General features: G+C 32.8%; 19 protein-coding genes and 1 tRNA gene. 8 read left to right on the plus strand and 12 right to left on the minus strand.

Features of this window, described 5'->3' with window-relative positions; all coding sequences use genetic code 11:
- Window positions 1-127 precede the first annotated feature (127 nt).
- The 3 genes from rpsB to rplM all read right to left on the minus strand — a co-directional run bounded on the left by rpsB (window position 128) and on the right by rplM (window position 1,906).
- Window positions 128-889, minus strand: coding sequence for a 30S ribosomal protein S2 (rpsB, locus tag NAT47_RS00585; protein ID WP_111566196.1), 762 nt, complete (start codon window positions 887-889; stop codon window positions 128-130).
- A 175-nt stretch (window positions 890-1,064) separates the two neighbouring features.
- Window positions 1,065-1,451 (minus strand): 30S ribosomal protein S9, encoded by a 387-nt coding sequence (gene rpsI, locus NAT47_RS00590; RefSeq protein WP_111566195.1) that lies wholly within the window; start codon window positions 1,449-1,451, stop codon window positions 1,065-1,067.
- Window positions 1,451-1,906: a 50S ribosomal protein L13 gene (gene rplM / locus NAT47_RS00595; RefSeq protein WP_250579422.1), complete on the minus strand. Its 456-nt coding sequence runs from the start codon at window positions 1,904-1,906 to the stop codon at window positions 1,451-1,453. Before rplM ends, rpsI begins: the two co-directional genes overlap by 1 nt.
- A gap of 197 nt (window positions 1,907-2,103) precedes the next feature.
- Here rplM and NAT47_RS00600 point away from each other — a divergent pair, with 197 nt between their 5' ends.
- Window positions 2,104-3,126 (plus strand): LacI family DNA-binding transcriptional regulator, encoded by a 1,023-nt coding sequence (locus NAT47_RS00600; protein WP_250579423.1) that lies wholly within the window; start codon window positions 2,104-2,106, stop codon window positions 3,124-3,126.
- On the opposite strand, the gene NAT47_RS00605 is transcribed toward NAT47_RS00600, so the two are convergent.
- The 5 genes from NAT47_RS00605 to polA form a co-directional block, all read right to left on the minus strand.
- A complete protein-coding gene (locus NAT47_RS00605) occupies window positions 3,121-3,831 on the minus strand; it encodes a nicotinamide mononucleotide transporter family protein (RefSeq protein ID WP_250579424.1) in 711 nt (236 codons plus the stop codon). The genes NAT47_RS00600 and NAT47_RS00605 overlap by 6 nt on opposite strands.
- A gap of 2 nt (window positions 3,832-3,833) precedes the next feature.
- Complete coding sequence (locus NAT47_RS00610) at window positions 3,834-5,201, minus strand: serine hydrolase domain-containing protein (protein ID WP_250579425.1); 1,368 nt, start codon at window positions 5,199-5,201, stop codon at window positions 3,834-3,836.
- Window positions 5,202-5,241: 40 nt separating this feature from the next.
- A complete protein-coding gene (locus NAT47_RS00615) occupies window positions 5,242-5,883 on the minus strand; it encodes an SdpI family protein (protein ID WP_250579426.1) in 642 nt (213 codons plus the stop codon).
- A gap of 3 nt (window positions 5,884-5,886) precedes the next feature.
- Window positions 5,887-6,141 (minus strand): autorepressor SdpR family transcription factor, encoded by a 255-nt coding sequence (locus NAT47_RS00620; protein ID WP_111566189.1) that lies wholly within the window; start codon window positions 6,139-6,141, stop codon window positions 5,887-5,889.
- A 171-nt stretch (window positions 6,142-6,312) separates the two neighbouring features.
- The gene (polA, locus tag NAT47_RS00625) at window positions 6,313-9,165 is read right to left on the minus strand and encodes a DNA polymerase I (protein ID WP_262918723.1); all 2,853 of its coding nucleotides are present in this window, start codon (window positions 9,163-9,165) and stop codon (window positions 6,313-6,315) included.
- 137 nt (window positions 9,166-9,302) lie between these two features.
- Between polA and NAT47_RS00630 the strand changes: the two genes are divergently transcribed.
- The 3 genes from NAT47_RS00630 (at window position 9,303) to NAT47_RS00640 (ending at window position 12,568) form a co-directional block, all read left to right on the plus strand.
- Window positions 9,303-10,835, plus strand: coding sequence for a DUF4394 domain-containing protein (locus tag NAT47_RS00630; RefSeq protein WP_250579427.1), 1,533 nt, complete (start codon window positions 9,303-9,305; stop codon window positions 10,833-10,835).
- Between the two features lie 132 nt (window positions 10,836-10,967).
- Window positions 10,968-12,197 carry a metallophosphoesterase gene (locus tag NAT47_RS00635; protein WP_250579429.1) on the plus strand — a complete coding sequence of 410 codons (1,230 nt, stop codon included), beginning with the start codon at window positions 10,968-10,970 and terminating at the stop codon, window positions 12,195-12,197.
- 74 nt (window positions 12,198-12,271) lie between these two features.
- On the plus strand, window positions 12,272-12,568 hold the full coding sequence (locus NAT47_RS00640; protein ID WP_250579431.1) for a thioredoxin family protein: 297 nt from the start codon (window positions 12,272-12,274) through the stop codon (window positions 12,566-12,568).
- Here NAT47_RS00640 and NAT47_RS00645 read toward each other — a convergent pair.
- On the minus strand, window positions 12,565-13,203 hold the full coding sequence (locus NAT47_RS00645; protein ID WP_250579433.1) for a polysaccharide deacetylase family protein: 639 nt from the start codon (window positions 13,201-13,203) through the stop codon (window positions 12,565-12,567). The two genes, NAT47_RS00640 and NAT47_RS00645, sit on opposite strands and share 4 nt — an antisense overlap.
- 73 nt (window positions 13,204-13,276) lie before the next feature.
- Window positions 13,277-16,477, minus strand: coding sequence for a glycosyltransferase family 117 protein (locus NAT47_RS00650; RefSeq protein ID WP_250579435.1), 3,201 nt, complete (start codon window positions 16,475-16,477; stop codon window positions 13,277-13,279).
- A 152-nt stretch (window positions 16,478-16,629) separates the two neighbouring features.
- On the opposite strand from NAT47_RS00650, the gene NAT47_RS00655 reads away from it, so the two are divergent.
- A tRNA-Gln gene (locus NAT47_RS00655) sits at window positions 16,630-16,700 on the plus strand.
- Window positions 16,701-16,802: 102 nt separating this feature from the next.
- Here the strand turns inward: NAT47_RS00655 and NAT47_RS00660 are convergent.
- Window positions 16,803-17,627, minus strand: coding sequence for a universal stress protein (locus NAT47_RS00660; protein ID WP_250579437.1), 825 nt, complete (start codon window positions 17,625-17,627; stop codon window positions 16,803-16,805).
- 169 nt (window positions 17,628-17,796) lie between these two features.
- Here NAT47_RS00660 and rimP point away from each other — a divergent pair, with 169 nt between their 5' ends.
- The 3 genes from rimP to infB are packed head-to-tail and all read left to right on the plus strand — an operon-like array spanning window position 17,797 to window position 22,368.
- Window positions 17,797-18,264, plus strand: a complete 468-nt coding sequence (rimP, locus tag NAT47_RS00665) for a ribosome assembly cofactor RimP (RefSeq protein WP_250579439.1) — start codon at window positions 17,797-17,799, stop codon at window positions 18,262-18,264.
- Between the two features lie 13 nt (window positions 18,265-18,277).
- Complete coding sequence (gene nusA, locus NAT47_RS00670) at window positions 18,278-19,519, plus strand: transcription termination factor NusA (protein ID WP_250579441.1); 1,242 nt, start codon at window positions 18,278-18,280, stop codon at window positions 19,517-19,519.
- 50 nt (window positions 19,520-19,569) lie between these two features.
- Window positions 19,570-22,368, plus strand: a complete 2,799-nt coding sequence (infB, locus tag NAT47_RS00675) for a translation initiation factor IF-2 (RefSeq protein ID WP_250579442.1) — start codon at window positions 19,570-19,572, stop codon at window positions 22,366-22,368.
- A gap of 54 nt (window positions 22,369-22,422) precedes the next feature.
- Here the strand turns inward: infB and NAT47_RS00680 are convergent, their stop codons facing one another.
- Window positions 22,423-22,815 (minus strand): SPOR domain-containing protein, encoded by a 393-nt coding sequence (locus tag NAT47_RS00680; RefSeq protein WP_250579443.1) that lies wholly within the window; start codon window positions 22,813-22,815, stop codon window positions 22,423-22,425.
- Window positions 22,816-22,954: the final 139 nt, after the last annotated feature.

Raw genomic sequence — 22,954 nt, forward strand, 5'->3', positions numbered from 1 at the left:
TTTTTATTTGTTGTTTATAAAAGTAAAAATTCCAATTACTAAATCCCAAATTCCAATTTTACTAAATTGCTAACGAAAAGTTAGAACAAGTTTGGAATTTGGAATTTAATTCTTGGAATTAATTGATTTATGCTTCAGTTTCAGTAGCAGGAGCTTCAGTAGCTTCTACTTCTTTAGCTGGTAATTCATCTTTTTCAACTTTTCTATCAGAAAGACCTTCTACGATAGCAGAAGAAACTAATGATAAAACTTTTTCAATTGATTTAGAAGCATCGTCATTTGCAGGAATTACGAAGTCAATTGGACGTGGATCCGAATTCGTATCTACCATTGCGAACACTGGAATGTTTAATTTTTGAGCTTCTTTAACAGCGATATGCTCCGCTTTTACGTCAACTACGAATAATGCAGCTGGTAATCTAGACATATCTGCAATTGAACCTAAGTTTTTCTCTAACTTAGCTCTTAAACGATCAACTTGTAATCTTTCTTTTTTAGATAAAGTCATGAAAGTACCGTCTTTCTTCATTCTATCAATAGAAGCCATTTTCTTAACAGCTTTACGGATAGTTACGAAGTTAGTTAACATACCACCTGGCCATCTTTCAGTGATGTAAGGCATGTTACAAGCTGCTGCTTTTTCAGCAACGATATCTTTCGCTTGTTTTTTGGTAGCAACGAATAATACTTTTCTACCAGAGGCAGCAATTTTTTTCAAAGCTTCGTTAGCTTCTTCAATTTTAGCTGCAGTTTTATATAGGTTAATGATATGAATACCATTACGCTCCATATAAATGTAAGGAGCCATGTTTGGGTCCCATTTACGAGTCATGTGTCCGAAGTGTACACCTGCTTCTAATAACTCTTTAACGTCAATTTTGTTTGCCATTGTGTAATAGTTTACGTTCCGTGATTAGCAATTTTCAAGTAGTCACTTGCGTTAGTCTTGAAAATTTAGATGCTAAACTAATTCCCTTTTTACAAGGAATATCGACAACTTTGTTTTTAATTCAATTTTAATTATAAAAATAAATCTGAAAAAATATTCTGATAAATATCGAATATTAACGTTTTGAGAATTGGAATCTCTTACGTGCTTTTTTCTGACCGAATTTTTTACGTTCAACCATTCTAGGATCTCTTGTTAATAATCCTTCTGGTTTAAGGATAGCTCTGTTTTCAGCCTCAACTTCACACATTGCTCTAGCAATAGCCATTCTTACAGCTTCTGCTTGTCCTGTTGAACCACCACCATATACGTTTACTTTAACGTCAAAGTTTGATACATTTTCTGTCATAGACATTGGTTGTAAAACTTTGTACTGTAAAGTTGCAGTTGGGAAGTAGTTAGTGAATTCTCTTTTGTTTACAGTGATTTTTCCTGTTCCTTCTGAAACATAAACACGTGCAACAGCGCATTTTCTTCTACCGATTTTGTGAATAACTCCCATTACTTAAGATCGTTTAGGTTAACGGTTTTAGGTGATTGAGCTGCATGTTTGTGCTCAGGACCTACATATACATTTAAATTACGGAATAATTCAGCACCTAATTTGTTTTTAGGTAACATTCCTTTGATAGCTTTTTCTACTAATAATGCAGGATTTTTTTGTTGCATTACTTTAGCAGTTAAAGTTCTTTGTCCTCCTGGGTAACCTGTGTGACGAACGTAAGTTTTGTCCTCTAATTTGTTACCAGTAAGGTTGATTTTTTCTGCATTGATAACGATTACGTTATCTCCACAGTCAACGTGCGGTGTATAACTTGGTTTGTATTTACCTCTTAAAAGCATCGCTACTTTTGTAGATAAACGACCTAAGTTATGACCTTCAGCGTCTACAACAATCCACTGCTTGTCTGCAGTAGCTTTGTTAGCTGATACTGTCTTGTAGCTTAATGTGTTCACAATAATTAATTTAAATTAAACATTCCATTCCCAATAAAGGGAGTGCAAAAGTACAATTATTTATTAGAATTGCAAATCACTTATGTAAAATATTATTTTTTATAATTAATTAAACATCACGTTTTTAACTAAAATATATTTAAACTTCTTTCTAAGAATGAGAGAATTATATTATTTTTACATCCTAACTTATGTATATGAGACCAAAAGCAACTCTAAAACAAATAGCACTCGAATTTGGTGTATCAATATCTACTGTATCTAAAGCATTAAGCGATAGTTCAGAAATTAGTGAGGCTACTAAGATAAAGATTCAAGAGTACGCTGCTTTGCAGAATTATAAACCTAATAGTATTGCTAAGAATCTAAAAAATCAACGTACAAATACTATTGGATTCATTATTCCTAATATACTAAATCCTTTTTTTGCAAAAGTTTTTACTGGTATTGAAAAAGTTGCTCTTGCCAACGGTTACAATGTTATTACGGGTATTTCAAATGAGTCTTTTACTAAAGAGAAGCAAGTGATGGACATGTTGAACAATGGTACTATTGACGGTTTTATAGTTGCTATTGCCGAAGAAACGCAATCTTTAAAAGATTATAAACATTTTAAAGATATTATTATTAGTGGTACACCAATTGTTTTATTTGATAGAGTAGCAGATGGTATTAATTGCGATAAAGTGGTTGTAGATGATTTTGATTCAGCTTATCATGCTACGACTCATTTGATAAACTTAGGGAGTAAAAAAATTGCTTTACTTTCTACGATTCCTAATTTGAGTGTTGGTAAGTTGCGATTTGAAGGTTATCAAAAAGCGCTTTCTGATGCTAATGTCCTTGTTGATGATAGGTTAATTATTCTAGAAACTGCAATAGAAGACTTCGATGTGAAATTAAAACAGTTGATTGCTTCGAAAAAAATGGATGCTATTTTCGCGTTAGACGAACATAGTTCAACTGCTTCAATGAAAATGGCAATGAAACAAGGAATTAAAATTCCAGAAGAATTGAATATTATAGGTTTTGCCGATGGTGTTTGGTCAAGACGATTAACACCGAGTCTATCAACCGTGAGCCAACATGCGCCAGAAATTGGAGCTAGAGCAGCCGAATTATTAATTCACAAATTGAATTCTAAAGACGAGTTTTATCAACCGCAAACCGTGGTGATTAAAACAGAGTTACGTCAGAGAGAATCTACGAGGAAGTTATAACTGTTTCGCTTTATCATCCTTCCAAGTTATATAACCTAAAATCGCATTGAACATATAAAACACATACTTTGCAGTGTTGGCAATGTTCATTAGCATTACGTTTTGTACAATTTTGAATAAATTATAAACTTGCCAGTTGATCCAATTGTCAGGATACATTCTTCCTATATTAAAGGTGCCGCAAAAACTAATTCCAGCCGGAATGGCAATAGCGAAGAATAATTTCCAATCAATCGCTTTGTCTGAGAAAGTGGTGAAAGCAATGTAGTTCAAGACTAACGAGAGCAGTAACCCAATTGCCATATTTCGGAAAAAGATGCTATCAATCGCATTCAAATATTGTTTCTTTTTCCAAATTCGGAATGCAAAATAATTTCCAAAAAACGAAACGGGATAGGTTAAAATTGCACCAATATTTCCCAAAAGATAATCGATACTTCCACTTAATAAGGTATTGCAAGTACTAATTAAATTCCCAATATTGTTTTTCTTGGTCACCAATCGCGTCGCCATCATGGATAAGCAAGTGTTTAAAATGGAAAAATAACCTAAGTAAAAAGAATAACTTTTTCCATCAAAACTAAAATCGAACGTAGTTTTATAATATTCTAAATATACCGAAACGCCCACCACCAAAACCACTCCAATGATATCGAGATATTTACTATTGGTAATGCTTTTGATGGTAGCGATAGTGTTTTGCATCTTTATTCTTTTGTAAAGTTAATCTTCATTCCGCTCTGAATTAGCACGAACGAATTATCTCCAAAAACCATTTCAATTCCTGCTGGGGCAAAAACAAAAGTCTTTTCTTCTTTAAATGTTAAAGGGAAAGCACCTTGTCCTGTAGCTTGCGCTGATAATTCACCTTTTTTTTCAGAAATTGTAATTTTCAAAGGTAAATCTTTTGAAACATAAGTTCCAATCAATTTTGCTAATTCTGCTTTATCCATTATCATGAACTTTGGAAAGGGGAACGGCATTTTATAATAAATACTTAAAATTCCAATGATAATATCGTTTTGTTCAAAATTATCTCCATTTGAAATCAAAGAAAAACTCAATTTTTCGGTTGGATAATAACCTAACATCGAACTGAAATTCTCAATTTTTCCACCATGACCATAAAAACGTCTTTCGCCAAAAGGAAACTGAATTAAGGCTTTTCCGTAACCTTCTTTAATTTCTTTCATTTGGTCTAAAGAAGTTGGGCTAACTAATTTTCCATTGAAAAGCGCATGAATAAATTTTGTCAAATCAGCAGGAGTAGAAGTAATACCACCAGAAGCAAACGGAATCGAATTATGATTTTCTGGTGATTTCATCCAATTAGTGCCATCAAAATAATAGGAATAACTTTCTTTGTTTGCTGTATTTGTTGCGTCTTCTACATAATAGGTAGTTGGAACGAAAACTTTATTAGTAACCGCACCTTTAGCGGTCATTTCGGTTTTGTTTTCGTAAGTTCCTAATTCAGCTTTTTTAACGATTCGATTTTGTAAATTTTCCTCGTATGATTTTTTAGTCAACTTTTCGATAATACAACCTAAAATAAAAAAGTTAGAATTGCTGTATTGATATTTACTTCCAGGCTCAAAAATAGGTTCGTAAGAAGCAATTACTTTTAAAATATCTTCTTTAGAGTGTTTTTTGTCCAAAGAAGCATGAAAACTAGCATCCTGATTTACGTAATCTACAATTCCTGTTCTGTGGTGTAATAAATCATAAATCGAAATCTTTTCGGCATTTTGTATTTTTGGATAAAAACGATTCAATTTGGTTTGTAAAGTCAATTTTTTCTCTTCGATTAATTGCATCACCATTACCGCAGTGAAAGTTTTAGAAATCGAGCCTATTTTATAACGTGTTAAACGATCGGCTTTGCTATTTTTTTCAACATCGGCAAAACCATAGGCTTTATTAAAAACTACATTTTCACCTTCACGAATGGTTAACGAACCCATGAATTTATTGTTTTCGTATAAATAGTTCAACAAACTATCCATACGGGTGAACTTATCTTGCGCAAAAGTAAAACTAGAAAAAGCGAATACAAAAAGAAGTAATTTTTTCATTTTATGTTATTTTCTTATTAGTAGCTAAGATATAATTTTGTTATTTATTTTTGATTTTTTTGAATACCAAATACGAATACACTATTGGAACAATGGTAATAACGCCAGTAATTCCTAAAAAAGTATACAATTGCATTTCGTTTGGTAATACAAATGTCAATGCCATTAAAAGTCCGCCTACAAACCATAGTTTTCCGCCCAATTCATGTGTTTTTTTCCAAACTTCTTCGTTTTCTAACGTCCAAGGTGTTCTAATTCCGATGAAATAATTTGGTTTTATGGTTTTGAAATAATTACCAAGGAAAGCAAAAAGCAAGCCAATAATTGCAAATACAAATCCGGGATTGCTACTTTTTTGTTGAACACTATACAAAATAAAAACCGCTAAACCCGACATGAATAAAGTAAGAATCATTCGTAAATTATTCAGTTTGTTGCCCATGTTTTGTAATTTTTGTTTTGGGTCAATAGAAGGAATAATAAGAAAAACAAAATAAGTGATTCCAACTAACATGAATAACATTACAAGAAGTTCTTTTTTATCGCCATAGCGATCAATTTCCCCAGCGCCATTCCAATGCATTGGAACCTTTTCTGGTAAACGATTCCAAATGTAAATTAGATAAGCAAAAGGAATTAATGCAATTGCTAAAAACGGAATTTCTTTTTTAAACTTCTCCATAATTTATTTTTTTAGAGTAATAATCCATTTTAAAATGTCGTCAACAATTGTAGTGTTTAAAGAATAGACTACAAATTGTCCTTTTTTCTCGCTCGTGACTAAATCGGCACGTTTTAAAATATCCAAATGATGCGAAATACTAGGTTTTGAAATATGAAATTGGTCCGCAATATCGCCAGCCGTCATTTCCTGTTTGCGCAGCAATTCCAGAATATCTCTTCTGGTTTCGTCGTTTAAGGCTTTGAAAATGGCGTTCATAATAATTTATATATTTAGACAAATATCTAAATATTATTTGAGATAGCAAAATGTTTTCAAAAAATAAACCCGATAGGTTTTGAAACGTATCGGGTTTGAAATTATATAAGATTTTAAATGAAAGACAAAACTAATCCAACTGCCAACTGCTACTGTTCACTGAACACTTTCCTAATGCGCTTCCAACCAATTTTTACCCAATCCAATTTCCACATCTAACGGAACTGCCATTTTAAAGGCGTTTTCCATTTCATGTTTGATCATCGGTTGGATTTTTTCTAATTCAGAGTTATGCACGTCAAATACTAATTCGTCATGTACTTGCAATAACATTTTAGATTTCCAGTTTTCAGAAGTCAGTTTTTTATGAATGTTAATCATCGCAATTTTGATGATATCCGCAGCCGAACCTTGAATTGGTGCATTTACCGCATTTCGTTCCGCACCACCACGAACAATGGCGTTGGCTGAGTTGATGTCTTTTAAATAACGTCTTCTTCCTGAAATGGTTTCCACATAACCGTTTTCTCTAGCAAAATCTACTTGTTCTTGGATGAACGATTTTAATCTTGGATACGTTTTGTAATATGCTTCAATTAAATCCGCACTTTCTTTTCTTGATAAGTTGGTTTGGTTGCTCAATCCAAATGCCGAAACGCCATAAATAATTCCGAAGTTCACGGTTTTCGCGTGACTTCTTTGCTCTTTGGTAACTTCGTCTAAAGGCACATTGAACACTTTTGCAGCTGTACTTTTGTGAATATCTTCGTGATTTTGAAACGCTTTAATCATATTTTCTTCACCACACAAAGCCGCAATAATACGCAATTCAATTTGAGAATAATCGGCAGAAAGTAGCGTGTAATTTTCATCGCGCGCAATGAAGGCTTTTCTAATTTGTCTTCCTCTTTCGGTACGAATTGGAATGTTTTGTAAATTCGGATTGTTCGAACTCAAACGACCTGTAGCGGCAACTGTTTGCATGTAATCGGTATGCACACGACCAGTTTTTTTATCGACCTGATTTGGTAAAGCATCAATATACGTGCTTTGCAATTTCACCATTTGGCGCCATTTTAAAATATCGCGTACAATTTGATGTTCGTTAGCCAAATAACTCAACACGTCTTCGCCTGTGGCATATTGACCGGTTTTGGTTTTCTTTTGTTTTGCACCACCAATTTTTAGTTTGTCGAATAAAATATCGCCCAACTGTTTTGGAGAAGCCAAATTGAATTTCTCACCAGCGGTTTCATAGATTTGTTGTTCTAACGCATCGATTTCTTTTTGCATGTCAACCGACATACTTTTTAGAAATTCCACATCCAAACGAATCCCTTCTTTTTCCATATCGGCTAAAACAGGAACTAGCGGAATTTCGATTTCGTCGAACAATTTTTTTGTACCTACTTTTTCTAAAATCGGTTGGAAATGTTCTTTTAGTTGGAAGGTAATATCAGCATCTTCGGTTGCATATTCTTTGATATCTTCCAAAGGAACATCGCGCATCGACAATTGATTTTTCCCTTTTTTACCAATTAAGGTTTCGATTGATTTTGGCGAATATTTCAAATAGGTTTCCGACAAAACATCCATATTATGTCGCATATCTGGATTAATTAGATAATGAGCAATCATGGTGTCGAATAATTTCCCTTTGACTTGAATGTTGTAATTCGAAAGAATTTTCAAGTCGTATTTCATGTTCTGACCAATTTTTTCGATGTTTTCATTTTCGAAGAATGGTCTGAATTTTTCAATTAACGTCTGGGCTTCTTCCTGATTTTCGGGAAACGGAACATAAAACCCTTTTCCTTTTTCGAAAGAGAACGAGATTCCTACTAATTCAGCATTCAAAGCGTCAATCCCAGTAGTTTCGGTATCAAAACAAACCGAAGTTTGATTCAATAAATTCTGCATTAACAATTTTACTGGTAAATCACCTTGAGCAATTTGATAGAAATGCGTAGTGTTTTCTAAAGTTGCATAATACGAATGATTCGCAGTTGATTCATCCGATTCATCACTAAAACCGAATAAATCAAATTGGTCTTCGTTTGATTTTTTTGCAGGCGCTTTTTTAGTAGGTTGTGGAATTTCAGAAGTATTTCCGTTATTATCAATTTCATCATATTCTTTTCCAGAACCGAATAACTTATCAAATTGCGCTTTCATCTGACGGAATTCTAATTCTTGAAAAATCGCATCCGTTTTTTCTACATCAGGTTTTGATAGTTCGAAATCGGTCGCATCAAAAGTAACTGGACAATCGAGTAGGATAGTGGCTAATTTTTTCGATAAAAGCCCTAGTTCTTTGTTTGCCTCGATTTTTTCTTTCATTGCACCTTTTAGTTGATGCGTGTTGGCTAATAAATTTTCCAGAGTGCCATATTCTGCCAAGAATTTTTTAGCCGTTTTTTCTCCCACGCCAGGTAATCCTGGAATATTATCGGCAGAATCGCCCATCATTCCTAAGAAATCAATTACTTGTTCTGGACGCTCGATTTCAAATTTTTCTAAGACTTCGGGAATTCCCCAAATCTCGATATCATTCCCCATTCGAGCAGGTTTGTACATGAAAATATTTTCCGAAACCAATTGAGCAAAATCCTTATCTGGTGTTACCATGAACACTTGAAAACCTTCTTTTTCGGCTTGTTTCGCTAAAGTTCCAATCAAATCGTCGGCTTCAAAACCTGCTTTTTCGATAATTGGAATATGCATTGCTTTTAATAATTCTTGAATGTATGGAACTGCAATTTTAATTGCTTCAGGAGTTTCGTCACGATGCGCTTTGTATTCTTGATACATTTCGAAACGGTAATCGCTTCCGCCTTTATCAAACGCCACCGCTAAATGATCTGGTTTTTCGCGTTTAATTACATCCATTAAAGAATTCATGAATCCCATAATGGCAGAAGTATCCATTCCTTTAGAATTGATTCTTGGGTTTTTAATAAAAGCGTAGTAACCTCTAAAAATTAAGGCATAGGCATCGAGTAAAAAAAGACGTTTTTGTGACATAATTATGCAATTCTATATTTTTTCAAAGTTATAAAAATATATAGGTTTTTGGGCTTTTTTGTTTATTTCAGAAAAAATATTAGAAAAATAAAACCATGATTTCCTGTTTTTCGTAAGTGAAGAAAAACAAATTAATTATGAAACAAATTTTATTTCCTGTGAAATCAGTTTTACTGATGAGTCTTTTGACAATTTTTGTAGCATGTTCGGATGATGATACCGCTCCAATGCCGCAACCAGAGCCAACTCCAATGCCTGAAGTGGCTCCCCTTGTAGAATTTTCCGCCTTGAGCAATGACAATAAAGTAATTTATTTCAATGCGAGAAATTTAGCTTCTCCAATTCGAAATTTAGCCATTACAGGATTGCCATCTGGAGAAAATATTATCAGTATTGATTATCGTCCGGCAACAGGCCAATTGTATGGTTTAGGTTCTACAAGTCGCTTGTACATTATTAACGAAACTTCGGGATTAGCAACGCCACTTGGTACAGCTCCATTTTCACCTCAAATTGCAGGGACTTCAAGTTCAATTGATTTTAATCCAACGGTGGATAGAATTCGTTTGGTGTCTAACAATGGTCAAAATTTAAGATTACACCCAGAGTTAGGAACTGTGGTGGCTACTGACGGAAGTATTAATGGTGTAGCTAACGCAAGAATTGAATCGATTGCATATTCAAATAGTTTTGCAGGAAGTACTGCTACTTTATTATATGATATTGATTATGCAACAGATAAATTATATGTTCAAAATCCACCAAATGACGGAGGACTTCAAGAAGTAGGCGCTTTAGAAGTAGATTTTGAAGGAACTGGCGGATTGGATATTTTACCTGATTCTAACTATGCAATGGCTGTAAACAATAAGAATAACGAATCAAGATTGTATACGATTAGTTTGATGACAGGAAAAGCGCGTTGGATAGGAACTTTTTCACAACAAATTGTTGAGGTTGCTTTTAAATCGAAACCAATTGCGTATGCGACTTCTTCTTCTAACATGTTATATAGAATTCATCCACTTTTAGGTTCTTCAAATTCGGTTGCTTTGATAGGATTAAATGCAAATGAACAAATTGTAGGATTAGATTTTAGACCAGCAAACGGTGCTTTATATGCGGTAACGAATCAAAGTAGATTGTTAACAATAAATACAGCAAACGGACAAGTAACAGCGGTAGGTTCTGGATTGACTCCGGCACTTTCTGGTTCAGATTTCGGCTTCGACTTTAACCCAACAGTTGATAGAATTCGATTGGTAAGTAATACTGGACAAAACTTACGTTTACACCCTGATTTAGGAACGGTTGTGGCAACGGATGGAAGTTTAAATCCAGGAACGCCATCTGTAACTGCTGCAGCTTATACTAATAATTTTGCCCAAAGTACAAGCACTCAACTTTTCGTAATTGATACGAATAACAACAATTTATATTTGCAAAATCCACCAAACAACGGTACTTTAGTTTTAGTTGGTAGTTTAGGTGTAACTGCTTCATCTATGAATGGTTTTGATATTGGTGGAAATAGTAATGAAGCATTCTCAATTTTAACTGTAAATGGAATACAATCAGTTTATAGAATTAATTTAACAACAGGTGCTGCAACTCGAGTAGTGAATTTTTCACCTAGCGTTACTGCAATGGCAGTGGGATTGGGTTTTTAAATAGTTTTAATTATTAATCTCTGAAGGCTGTAAATCTCTTGTGTTTTACAGCCTTTTTTTATCGTTAAAATTTTAATAAATACGTATTGAATTGACAAAGTTGTAGTTACTTTGCAAAAAAAAAAAGAGCTAATGATTCGTTGGATTGTTTTTTTAATTTTCGTTGCAATATTGGAAGTATATGCTTTCCAGGCATTTAAAACTTTGATTAAATCCAAAGCATTTTTTGTATTTTACTTTATCACTTCGGCAATTGCTTTGATTTATATCGTTTATCAATTGACTAATTTTGATCGTAGTGTAGGGCAAACACCACAAACAATGATGACTTTCGGGTTGTTATTATTACTTTATGTACCCAAATTATTGGTTACAATTATCTTGTTTAGCGAAGATATTTTTAGATTTTTTGCTGGAATAATAGGATTGTTTTCCAAAAGTAGTGAGCCTGGTTTTTTACCAGACAGAAGAAAATTTGTGAGTCAAGTTGCTTTAGGGGTTGCGGCAATTCCATTTGCTTCCTTTATTTATGGAATGTTACAAGGAAAGTATAATTTTAAAGTAATCAAACAGACTCTGTATTTTTCAGATTTACCACAAGCTTTTGATGGGATAACTATTACCCATATTTCAGACATTCATAGTGGGAGTTTTGATGATGCTGAAAAAATTCAATATGCCATTGATTTGATTAATGAGCAAAATTCGGACATGGTTTTATTTACGGGTGATATTGTGAATACACATGCTACCGAAATGGATCCTTGGATCGAAACGTTCAAAGGAATTCATAATCCGAAATTTGGAAAATACTCAGTGCTAGGAAATCACGATTATGGTGAATATATCAATTGGACTTCCCAACAAGATAAAATCCAAAATTTTGAAAATATAAAGGCAATTCATGACAAAATTGATTTTAAATTGTTGTTGAATGAACATGTAAAAATCAAAAAAGATAATCAAGAATTAGCAATCGTCGGAGTTGAAAACTGGGGAAGAAAATTTGGAGAACGTGGCGATTTGAATTTGGCTTCTCAAGGACTAAGAAAAGAAGATTTCAAAATCGTATTAAGTCACGATCCAAGTCATTGGGATGAGAAAATTCAGTATGACGACAATCATTATCATTTAACACTTTCGGGTCATACTCATGGTTTACAATTTGGAATTGAAATTCCAGGTTGGGTAAAATGGAGTCCTGTTCAATATGTTTATAAACAATGGGCCGGATTGTATGAAAATGCTGGGAGATATGTTTATGTAAATCGCGGTTTTGGTTTCCATGCATATCCAGGAAGGGTTGGTATTATGCCTGAAATAACGGTAATTGAACTAAAAAAAAGAGAAAAAGTAGCGTAATTCATTAAAAATGCTACATTTGTATAATATTTTCGTGAGAAAATAGTTATTTTTGATACTAATAAATGCAATTTATGTCAAAATTTGGAGAACTTATCGATGCTCAAGTACCCGTACTTATCGATTTTTTTACCGAGTGGAATGAACCTTCAATAGCCATGAACGAAGTAATTCGTCATGTTGCAGCTGCCCTAGGGGATAAAGCTCGTGTAATTAAAATTGATGTCGAAAAAAATCAGGAGTTAGCTGAAGCGCTTCGTATTAAAGGTTTACCTACTTTAATGATTTATAAAGAAGGTCAAATGGTATGGAGACAAAGTGGAGAACTTGATGCTAACACTTTAATTTCTTTAGTACAAGAACAAGTCTAAGAAATTACATCAAAAACAAACCCCTTATCTTTTAATATTTGTATTGCTTTGGGTAATGCAAATTTCAGATTTTTTTCTGCTTTAAGGCTATCGTGAAATACGATAATGCTTCCTTGTGACGTATTAGAAACTACATTTTCTAAACATTTTTCTTCAGAAACGCTTGAGTCAAAATCACAACTCAATACATCCCACATGATTATTTTATAACCTAAATTACGAATAGCTTTAGATTGTTTAGGTTTGATTTTTCCGTAAGGAGGACGAAATAAAAATGAGTGTTTGGTGTTCAGTTTCAAGTGTTCAGTTTCGCACAACTTGAAATTATCAATGTAATGATTAGTCTTAGTTTTCCATCCGTTTAAATGGTTGAAAGTGTGGTTTCCGGTTTGATGGCCTTCAATAAGTATTCTTTTATAAATTTCTGGATGTTTTTTGATATTATCCCCAATGCAAAAAAAAGTAGCTTTAACATTATTTGATTTTAAAAGATCTAAAACCCATTCGGTTACCACTGGAATTGGACCATCATCAAAAGTTAAATAAATTTTTTTTTCTGAATTTGGGATATCCCAAACCAGTTTTTTAAAAATTTTTTTGATTAGAAGATGTGTTTTAACCCAATTGAACTTCATGTTTGTAAAATGAATTTTAAAAAAAATGTTCCAAACAATTTTTATTTGGAACATTTTGTCTTTTGGAATTTGATTATTCCATTTTTATACCAAAACGAAGAAATGCTTTAATATAGTTGTTAAATTTAGCTTTCTCAGTATTGTAAAATTCTAAATCGTCAGCTGCCTTTGCCGTTTGAAGCATACCTCTGTAATAGTAAATGTCATTAGCAATATCCATAGCATTAAAGTTTTGCTCACTTGGTTTCCAACCGCTATAGAATTTTAAATTCTCTTGATATTTTTTAATTACTTCAGAAATTATGCCTCTAGCTTTGTCTTTCTTACCTAATTCGTAATATCCGGCTGCAAAAGGTTCTAACAAAGAATAATATTCAAAATATTGAATTGGCATTTTTTGCATAGCTAAATTAATGACCTTTTCGGCTTTGTCTAGTTTACCTTCGTTGATTAAAGTTTCCATTAATCGAGCTAAATTAGTTCTATATGTTATACTGTTTTTTCTTGTTTCTGGATCGTGATAAATAAAAGGTTTTCCGCTGTTACCCCAATCCCATTTCATAACAATATTGTACATTTTTTCTGAATCAATCAATCCCATTGAAGTTGGACTTGGTGATTCTGTTGGGGTTTTTATTGGAACTAATTTAAAGCACATACCGTCAAGTTGAAGGTAATCTTTCATCCATAAATAATCGTCTTCACCAAAACTTCCTCCTGTAAAATAAATAGGTCTTTTCCAGTTGTTCTGATTGATGATGTCTAACATCATTAGTCTATTTTTATATAATGCATCGTCTTTTATTTCGAATTCGATTACTGGAACGATAGAATCATAGTATTTTTCAGAAACCACTTTGTTTTTAATAACAGCCGCTTTGTCCACAGGATAAATTACTTTTTTTGAAGGAAAGTAGTTCATTTTACGTCCGTTATTTAATTCTATTTTAGCTCTTTCATCTTCTAACGCAATGAATTTAATCATTTCGTCTAAAACTAAAGGCTCTTTAGTTCTTTCTACAAATAAGCTGTAATCTCTATGATTTCCAACGTATTGACTTCTTTGAAATGAACTTGGTACGGGTTCAGAATTATGCGTTTTCATTTTCATTTGGTCAATGTACCAATCAGTCATAAACAAACTTGTGTTTACGATTCTAATATCGGTTCTATAGCCCTCAATTTCTTGCATATACCAAAGAGGAAAAGTATCGTTATCTCCAATAGTAAACAAAATTGCATTTGGTTCACAAGAGTCTAAATAAGCTTTTGCCATAGTATAAGCAGTGTCTTTGTTAGAGCGATCGTGATCATCCCAGTTCTCAGCTGCTAATAATACAGGTGAAGCCAATAATGAAATTACTAACACAGTAGGAATTGCAACTTTTGGTTGGATGTATTTTTTTAATGTGTCAAAAATAGCATACACGCCATAAGCAATCCACATAGCAAACACGTAGAAAGAGCCAACTAAAGCATAATCACGTTCTCTAGGTTCAAATGGTCTTTCATTAAGGTAAATTTTTAATGCTAATCCTGTAAAAAGAAAAAATACTAATAATACATAAAAACTTTTAATGTCTTTTTTAGCATGGTAAAATATTCCAATGACTGCCAAAATAAAAGGTAAAAAGAAATAAGTATTTCTTCCTTTATTGTTTTGCATATCAGAAGGTAGGTTTTTTTGAGTGCCTATTAGTATTTCATCAATAAATGGAATTCCACTTATCCAGTTTCCGTTTGTATTGTCGTATTTTCCTTGAACATCGCTTTGTCTTCCAACAAAATTCCACAATAAATAACGAACGTACATGTATCCAAATTGATATTGAACCATGAACTTCATATTGTTGATGAATGATGGTTTTTCAACAATTAAATATTCTCCATAGCCTTTCAAGAATTTATCATAATCACCTTCATTAATTTCTCCAGCTTGATATGCTTTTCTAAATTCAGTAACGATTTGTACTAATTCATCTTCATGAGCGTATTCAGGATTGATTCTGAATTCTAAGGGCTCTGTAAAAATCATATAATTTTCTCTGTGCTCACTGCTCCACATTCTTGGTAAAAATGCTTTATGAGCATCATCAGTATTTTGTTTGGCATTAATATAATCGTTAGTTATTACATATTTGCCAGATTTATAATCTCTTTCATAGTTTGGTTTTTCATCAGAATATGGATTTTCTGGGTCTAAACCTGAGTAGGTATCAGAGAATTGAGGTCCATAAAATAGTTTTTGTTCTCCGTATTGTTCACGGTTATAGTAAGCTAAAACTTCTGCTGCATCTGATGGTTTGTTTTCATTAATAGGAGTGTTAGCATTAGCTCGAATTGGCAACATCATCCAAGTAGAAAATCCTATCAATATGAATAAGGTTGATAAAATTAAAGTATTATAAAAAACATATCCTTTTTTCTTGGTGTAATTTAATCCAAAATAGAAAGAAGCAACAATTAGAATAAAAGCAAAAATGGTTCCCGAATTAAATGGCATTCCTAAGCTATTAACCATAAAGATTTCTGTTTTACCAAAAAAGGCCAATGTGTAGGGTAATAAAAACTTAAAAATGAAAAGCAAAATAGCAATAATTACTACATTGGCAATAAGGAAACTCTTGATTGTAATGTTGTTATATTTTTTAAAGAAATATAAAAATCCAATAGCTGGGAAGGTTAATAATGCCATGAAGTGCACCCCAAATGACAGACCTATTACTAATGAAATTAATAACAACCATTTATTTCCGCGAGGGGTGTTAATTTCTTGTTCCCAACGCAAACCAAGCCAAAACAATAAAGCAATTAAAAAAGTTGCCATTGCATATACTTCAGCTTCTACAGCATTGTACCAAAAACTATCTGTAAAAGCAAAAGACAAACTCGATATGGCTGCACTCCCTAATATCATTACTGCATTGTTAGTAGAAAGTTCTTTTTCTCCAACAATTAATTTTCTTAATAAAATAGTCAGTGACCAAAACATGAAAAGTACGGTAAATGCACTTGAAAATACAGAAAGATAATTTACCATTAACGCAATTTTGTCAGCACTTAAAGCAAACATTGCAAAAAATGCACCGAGCATTTGAAATAAAGGAGCTCCTGGTGGATGCCCTACTTCTAAATTAGCAGAGGTAGCGATGTACTCACCACAATCCCAAAAACTTAATGTGGGTTCAACAGTTAATGAATAAGTAATTAAAGCTACCATAAAAGTAGCCCAACCGAGAATGGTGTTCCACTTTTTAAAGTTGAATGAATTCATAAAATAGTTTTTCTATATTCTCCTACAAAGAAACTATTTTTTTGTTTACTATTTTAGTTAAATAATTTTTTTAATATTTTTTTTGGAAAAATTTGCAGAATAAAAAATATGTATTACATTTGCACTCGCAATCGAAAAGGTTGTTTAGGTATTGGCCTATGGTGTAATGGTAACACTCCGGTTTTTGGTACCGTCATTCAAGGTTCGAGTCCTTGTGGGCCAACAAAACTCCGCTATTTTTAGCGGAGTTTTTTTATGTCTTTTTTTAATAATTAAATAAAAAAAAAGACCTCAAAATGAGGTCTTTTAATTTAAAATCTAATCATTAGATTTTAAATGTTATTACAGGTCGTTTTGCGTGATTTACTAAATCTTCACTTATGCTTCCGTTAAAGAAGTGAGATAGGCCTTTTCTGCCGTGTGTGCTCATTCCTATAATATCCGCATCTATACTTTTAGCAAAATGTAAAATTCCTTTTTCAACATTAACATCATTATAGATGTGAGTGGAAAAATTGTTTATTTTGAATTCTGACACAAATTCGTCCATTTGCTTTTGAGCAACTTTTGTTGATTTAAAGTTGTTTGGAGTATTAATGTTTACTAAATATAAGTGAGATTTAAATTTGTTTACAAAATCAACTACTTTTTCAAATGGTTTTTTAATTTCATCTGAGAAGTCAGAGGCGAAAACAAATTTTTCAGCACTAAAATTAGATTCCTCTCTTTTGATAACTAACACTGGGACATTAGAATTTCTTACAACTTTCTCAGTATTAGAGCCTATGAACATTTCTTGAAATCCGCTTGCTCCGTGAGATCCCATTACGATTAAATCAATATTGTGAGTTTCTCCATTTTTGATAATTCCATCAAAAGCCATTTCAAATTGAATAATTTTAGATATTTTAACCCCGTCTAAAAAGTTGGAGTTCATGATTTCGTCTAATTTGGCTACTGCTGCATTCTTAAAAAACATCAATTCAGGAATATCATGAGCTCTTGAAAGGGCGTCATTACCTGCTGATGGCAATTCAAGCATATGTAGTAAAAAGATTTCGCCGTCATTATTTTTTGCAATCTGAGCGGCAACTTTTAATGCATAATCTGCGTGTTTGGAAAAATCTGTTGGTACTAAAATTCGTTTCATAAGTTTGTTTTTGGTTATATAAGCATGTAAATAAATTACACCCTAAAGGTACAAATAATATCCAAATAGACAATCTTTTTTTTATTCAAAAAAAATATATTATATTTGCTGCGTAATTAAGAGACAAAGGATTATGAGGCACGCAAGGCGTGCCTCTTTTTATAAAAGTATGATGTTTAGAAATAAAGTTCAGGAGTTGTTAGATGCTGCATTAGCAGAACGTGAGCATCTTTTTTTGATTGATTTAAATATCAATGATACTAATAAAATTAGCATTACTTTAGATGGAGATTCGGGTGTAAATTTACAAGATTGTATCGATGTTAGTAGAGCAATCGAAAATTCTTTGGATCGAGAAGAACAAGATTTTTCTTTAGAAGTTGCATCTGCTGGTGTTTCGAGTCCGTTGAAATTGGTGAGACAGTTCAAAAAAAATGTAGGCAGAACATTAAAAGTGAAAACTATTTCTTCAGAGGAAATCGAAGCGGAGCTTACATTTGCGGATGATGAAAAAATAATCTTGGAATGGCAGGCTCGAGAGCCAAAGAAAATTGGAAAAGGTAAAGAAACTGTAAGTAAAAAATTAGAACTTCCTTACAATAGTATTAAAGAAGCAGTTGTTATAATATCATTTTAAATAAAGCGTTAACATGGAAAATATTGCGTTAATCGAATCGTTTTCAGAATTTAAAGACGATAAACTCATTGACAGAGTTACACTAATGGCAATTTTAGAGGATGTATTTAGAAATGCATTGAAGAAGAAATATGGATCAGACGATAACTTTGACATCATTATAAATCCTGATAAGGGAGATATGGAGATTTGGAGAAACCGTGTTGTTGTAGAAGATGGTGAAGTTGAGGATCCAAATTCTGAGATTTCTTTGTCTGAAGCGAGAAGAATTGAGCCTGATTTTGAAGTGGGTGAAGATGTTTCTGAAGAGGTAAAATTAATTCAATTGGGGAGAAGGGCTATTTTAGCATTACGTCAAAATTTGATCTCTAAGATTCATGAGCATGACAATACAAATCTTTACAAACAATTTAAAGATTTAATAGGGGATATTTATACAGCTGAAGTGCACCATGTTCGTCCAAAAGCTGTAATTTTGATGGATGATGAAGGGAATGAAATTGTTTTGCCAAAAGAAAAACAGATTCCAAACGATTACTTCAAGAAAGGAGATAATGTAAGAGGTGTGATTGAAAATGTTGAATTAAAAGGGAATAAGCCTCAAATTATCATGTCAAGAACGGCTCCAGAATTTCTTGAAAAATTATTTGAACAAGAAATTCCAGAGGTATTTGACGGTTTAATAACAATTAAAAAAGTAGTTCGAATTCCTGGTGAAAAAGCAAAAGTAGCTGTAGATTCTTATGATGATAGAATTGATCCTGTTGGTGCATGTGTGGGAATGAAAGGATCGCGTATTCATGGTATTGTTCGTGAATTAGGAAATGAAAACATTGATGTTATTAATTATACAACTAACGCACAATTATATATTACAAGAGCCTTAAGTCCAGCAAAAGTTTCTTCTGTAAAAATTAATGAAGAAGCAAAAACGGCAGAAGTTTTCCTTAAGATAGAAGAAGTTTCTAAAGCTATTGGTAGGGGAGGTAATAATATTAAGTTGGCAAGTTTGTTAACTGGATATGAAATCGATGTAATACGCGAAGGTATTACAGAAGAAGAGGATGATGTAGAATTAAGAGAGTTTTCTGACGAAATTGAAGCTTGGGTAATAGAAGAGTTTGAAAAAATTGGTTTAGATACTGCTAGAAGTGTATTAAATCAGGATGTTGCCGATTTAGTAAGAAGAACTGATCTTGAAGAAGAAACTATTTTAGAAGTTATCAATATTTTAAAAGAAGAATTAGAAGGATAATTTTTAAATTTAACAACACAACAACAAACAAAGAATTTTAAAAAGATTATATGTCTGAAGAAAGAGTAATAAGAATAAACAAAGTTTTAAGGGAGTTAAATATTTCTCTAGATAGAGCTGTGGATTTTTTAAAGGAAAAGGGTCACGAAATTGAGTCGAGTCCTAATGCTAAAATCTCACAAGAGGAATACAATGTCTTATGTGGTCAATTTTCTGCTGACAAAGGGAATAAGGTTGCCTCTCTTGAAGTAAGTGAAGAAAAAAGAAAAGAGAAGGAGGCGCTGAAACGCGAACTTGAAAAAGAACAAGAAGCTAAACGTTTGCAGGAAGAAGAGCGTCAAAGACAGGAAATTATCAAAGCTAAGGCCGTTTTATCAGGTCCAAAAGCTGTAGGTAAAATCGATTTAGATCCTAAAAAACCTGAAGTTAAATCTGAAAAGCCAATTTCTGAAGAAAAACCTGTTGAGGTTGTTGAAAAGGTAGTAGGAGAAAAAGTTTCTGAGCCTGTTAAAACTGAGATAAAAGAAGAAATTCAAGAGGTTAATAAGCCTGAAATTGTGAAACCAGTTAAAGAAGTAATGGTTAAAACTGAAACTTCAACTGATGAAGCAATTGAGGAAAAGATAGAAACACAATATCAAAAATTGTCTGGAGCTACTTTTACAGGTCAAAAAATTGATTTATCGCAATTTGATAAGCCTAAGAAGAAAAAAGAAGATCCTAAAAAAGATTTCAAAAAACCTGGAACACCTCAGGCGCAAAATGCTGTAGGTGCTAATGCTGCAAATAATAATAAAAACAAGCGTAAGCGTATTGTTAAGCCAGGTACTACTGGAACTCCTGGGGCTAATAATGCTGCCGGAGGACCTAAGAAAGAATTTATTAAAGGCGGAGCAGGTGGTTTCAATAAAGGTAAAAAACCAATTATTCAAAAGGTAGAGCCTTCTGAAGAAGACGTTAAAAACCAAATTAAAGAAACACTTGAAAGACTTCAAGGTAAAGGTAATAAATCAAAATCTGCTAAATATCGTAGAGATAAAAGAGATTCTCACCGTCAACGTGTAGATGATGAATTGCAAGCACAAGAAGAAGGAAGTAAAATATTAAAAGTAACAGAATTTGTTACAGTTGGTGAAATTGCGGCCTTAATGGATGTTCCAATTACTAAGGTAATCGGAACTTGCATGTCATTAGGTATCATGGTTACCATGAACCAACGTTTAGATGCAGAAACTTTATCTATTGTTGCCGATGAGTTTGGATATGAAGTAGAATTTATTACTACCGATATCGAAGAAGCTGCAGTGGTTGTTGAAGATAATCCAGAAGATTTAGTTCACAGAGCACCTATTGTTACAGTAATGGGGCACGTTGACCATGGTAAAACTTCGTTATTGGATTACATTCGTAAAGCTAACGTTATTGCAGGTGAGTCTGGAGGAATTACGCAACATATTGGGGCTTACGGAGTAGTTCTAGAGAATGGTGAAAAAATCACGTTCTTAGACACACCAGGTCACGAAGCGTTTACTGCGATGCGAGCACGTGGAGCTCAAGTTACCGATATTGCTATTATCGTGGTAGCTGCTGATGATGAAATTATGCCACAAACTAAAGAGGCGATTAGTCATGCGCAAGCTGCAGGTGTACCAATGATCTTTGCTATTAATAAAGTGGATAAACCAACGGCTAATCCAGAGAAAATCAAAGAGCAATTAGCAGGTATGAACTTATTAGTTGAGGATTGGGGTGGAAAATATCAATCTCAAGACATTTCAGCTAAATTTGGTCAAGGAGTTCCTGAATTATTAGAAAAAGTATTGTTAGAGGCTGAAATTTTGGAATTGAAAGCTAATCCAAACAAACCTGCCTTAGGAACTGTAGTGGAAGCTCAGTTAGATAAAGGAAGAGGTTATGTTTCAACAATTTTAGTACAAGCAGGGACTTTAAAAGTGGGTGATTATGTATTAGCAGGAAAAAATCATGGTAAGATTAGAGCTATGTTTGACGAAAGAGGTCACCAAATTAAATCTGCTGGACCATCAACTCCGGTATCAGTTTTAGGATTAGATGGTGCACCAACAGCAGGTGATAAGTTCAATGTTTATGAAGACGAAAGAGAAGCAAAACAAATTGCAGCTAAACGTACTCAGTTACAACGTGAGCAATCGGTTCGTACTCAAAAACATATTACACTTGCCGAAATTGGACGTCGTATTGCATTAGGACAATTTAAAGAATTGAATATTATCCTTAAAGGAGACGTGGATGGTTCTGTTGAAGCCTTATCTGACTCATTCTCAAAATTATCAACTGAAGAAATCCAAATTAATATTATTCATAAGGGAGTTGGAGCAATTACGGAATCTGACGTGTTGTTAGCTTCTGCTTCTGATGCTATTATTATTGGATTTAACGTTCGTCCACAAGGAAATGCGAAACAATTAGCTGAAAAAGAAGAAATCGATATCCGTAACTACTCAATTATTTACGATGCAATTGATGATTTAAAAGATGCCATGGAAGGAATGTTGTCTCCAGAAATGAAAGAGGAGATTACTGGTACAGCCGAAATTAGAGAATTGTTTAAAGTTTCTAAAGTTGGAACTATTGCTGGATGTATGGTTACAGATGGTAAGATTTTCAGAAATTCTAAGATTCGTTTAATTAGAGAAGGAGTTGTAATTTACACTGGTGAATTAGCTACTTTAAAACGTTTTAAAGATGATGTAAAAGAAGTTTCCAAAGGATACGATTGTGGAATGCAAATTAAAAATTACAACGACATTCGTGAGTATGATTTAATTGAAGGATTCCACGAAGTTGAAGTTAAAAAGAAATTAAAATAATTTCTAAGATATAGTTAAAAGGCCATTCGAAAGAATGGTCTTTTTTATTTGTGTTTATTGATTGGATGGTTTAATAATTAATGCGTTAGGGTATTTCTTTTGGATATCTGTCAAAGCTTTTTCTACTTCAATTCTAGATTTAAAATTGCCCACCCAAACTTTATAATTTGGACTATTGAAGATAATAGTTCCATCTAATTCATTAAATTCTTTTTTAAATTCATTTAACTTCTTTTTTGAATCTTCGCTATTCCCGTAAAATATTTGAATTTTATAAGCTTCATTTAAAAATAATCCTGAATTTATTCTCCTTTTTTCTTTTAGTATCTGATCTATTTTTTGATCTACAATAAGAGTTGTTTTGTTGTGCTGGCCATAAGTGCATAAAGTAAAAAACAGATTTAGAATAAAGAAGTACAATAAGTTATGTTTTGATGTGGTTTTCATAGTTAAATAATTTTATTACAAAAATACAATTAATGTTTAAAATGGTATACTAAGTTATTATTTAGAACAAATATAAATTACATTTTATGATAAAATTAAGGTTTTAATAATAGTTCTAATATTGTATTTTTGTCGGAGT

It is taken from the genome of Flavobacterium fragile, from assembly GCF_023634865.1.
GTDB lineage: Bacteria > Bacteroidota > Bacteroidia > Flavobacteriales > Flavobacteriaceae > Flavobacterium > Flavobacterium fragile.

Excerpts from the sequence above, each read along its gene's own strand:
- NAT47_RS00650 (WP_250579435.1), bottom strand. The coding sequence starts at position 16,477 with ATGAATTCATTCAACTTTAAAAAGTGGAACACCATTCTCGGTTGGGCT.
- rpsB (WP_111566196.1), bottom strand. The coding sequence starts at position 889 with ATGGCAAACAAAATTGACGTTAAAGAGTTATTAGAAGCAGGTGTACAC.
- NAT47_RS00660 (WP_250579437.1), bottom strand. The coding sequence starts at position 17,627 with ATGAAACGAATTTTAGTACCAACAGATTTTTCCAAACACGCAGATTAT.
- NAT47_RS00680 (WP_250579443.1), bottom strand. The coding sequence starts at position 22,815 with ATGAAAACCACATCAAAACATAACTTATTGTACTTCTTTATTCTAAAT.
- rimP (WP_250579439.1), top strand. The coding sequence starts at position 17,797 with ATGATGTTTAGAAATAAAGTTCAGGAGTTGTTAGATGCTGCATTAGCA.
- NAT47_RS00605 (WP_250579424.1), bottom strand. The coding sequence starts at position 3,831 with ATGCAAAACACTATCGCTACCATCAAAAGCATTACCAATAGTAAATAT.
- NAT47_RS00620 (WP_111566189.1), bottom strand. The coding sequence starts at position 6,141 with ATGAACGCCATTTTCAAAGCCTTAAACGACGAAACCAGAAGAGATATT.
- polA (WP_262918723.1), bottom strand. The coding sequence starts at position 9,165 with ATGTCACAAAAACGTCTTTTTTTACTCGATGCCTATGCCTTAATTTTT.
- NAT47_RS00630 (WP_250579427.1), top strand. The coding sequence starts at position 9,303 with ATGAAACAAATTTTATTTCCTGTGAAATCAGTTTTACTGATGAGTCTT.
- NAT47_RS00600 (WP_250579423.1), top strand. The coding sequence starts at position 2,104 with ATGAGACCAAAAGCAACTCTAAAACAAATAGCACTCGAATTTGGTGTA.
- infB (WP_250579442.1), top strand. The coding sequence starts at position 19,570 with ATGTCTGAAGAAAGAGTAATAAGAATAAACAAAGTTTTAAGGGAGTTA.
- NAT47_RS00615 (WP_250579426.1), bottom strand. The coding sequence starts at position 5,883 with ATGGAGAAGTTTAAAAAAGAAATTCCGTTTTTAGCAATTGCATTAATT.
- NAT47_RS00610 (WP_250579425.1), bottom strand. The coding sequence starts at position 5,201 with ATGAAAAAATTACTTCTTTTTGTATTCGCTTTTTCTAGTTTTACTTTT.
- NAT47_RS00640 (WP_250579431.1), top strand. The coding sequence starts at position 12,272 with ATGTCAAAATTTGGAGAACTTATCGATGCTCAAGTACCCGTACTTATC.
- rpsI (WP_111566195.1), bottom strand. The coding sequence starts at position 1,451 with ATGGGAGTTATTCACAAAATCGGTAGAAGAAAATGCGCTGTTGCACGT.
- NAT47_RS00645 (WP_250579433.1), bottom strand. The coding sequence starts at position 13,203 with ATGAAGTTCAATTGGGTTAAAACACATCTTCTAATCAAAAAAATTTTT.
- NAT47_RS00635 (WP_250579429.1), top strand. The coding sequence starts at position 10,968 with ATGATTCGTTGGATTGTTTTTTTAATTTTCGTTGCAATATTGGAAGTA.
- nusA (WP_250579441.1), top strand. The coding sequence starts at position 18,278 with ATGGAAAATATTGCGTTAATCGAATCGTTTTCAGAATTTAAAGACGAT.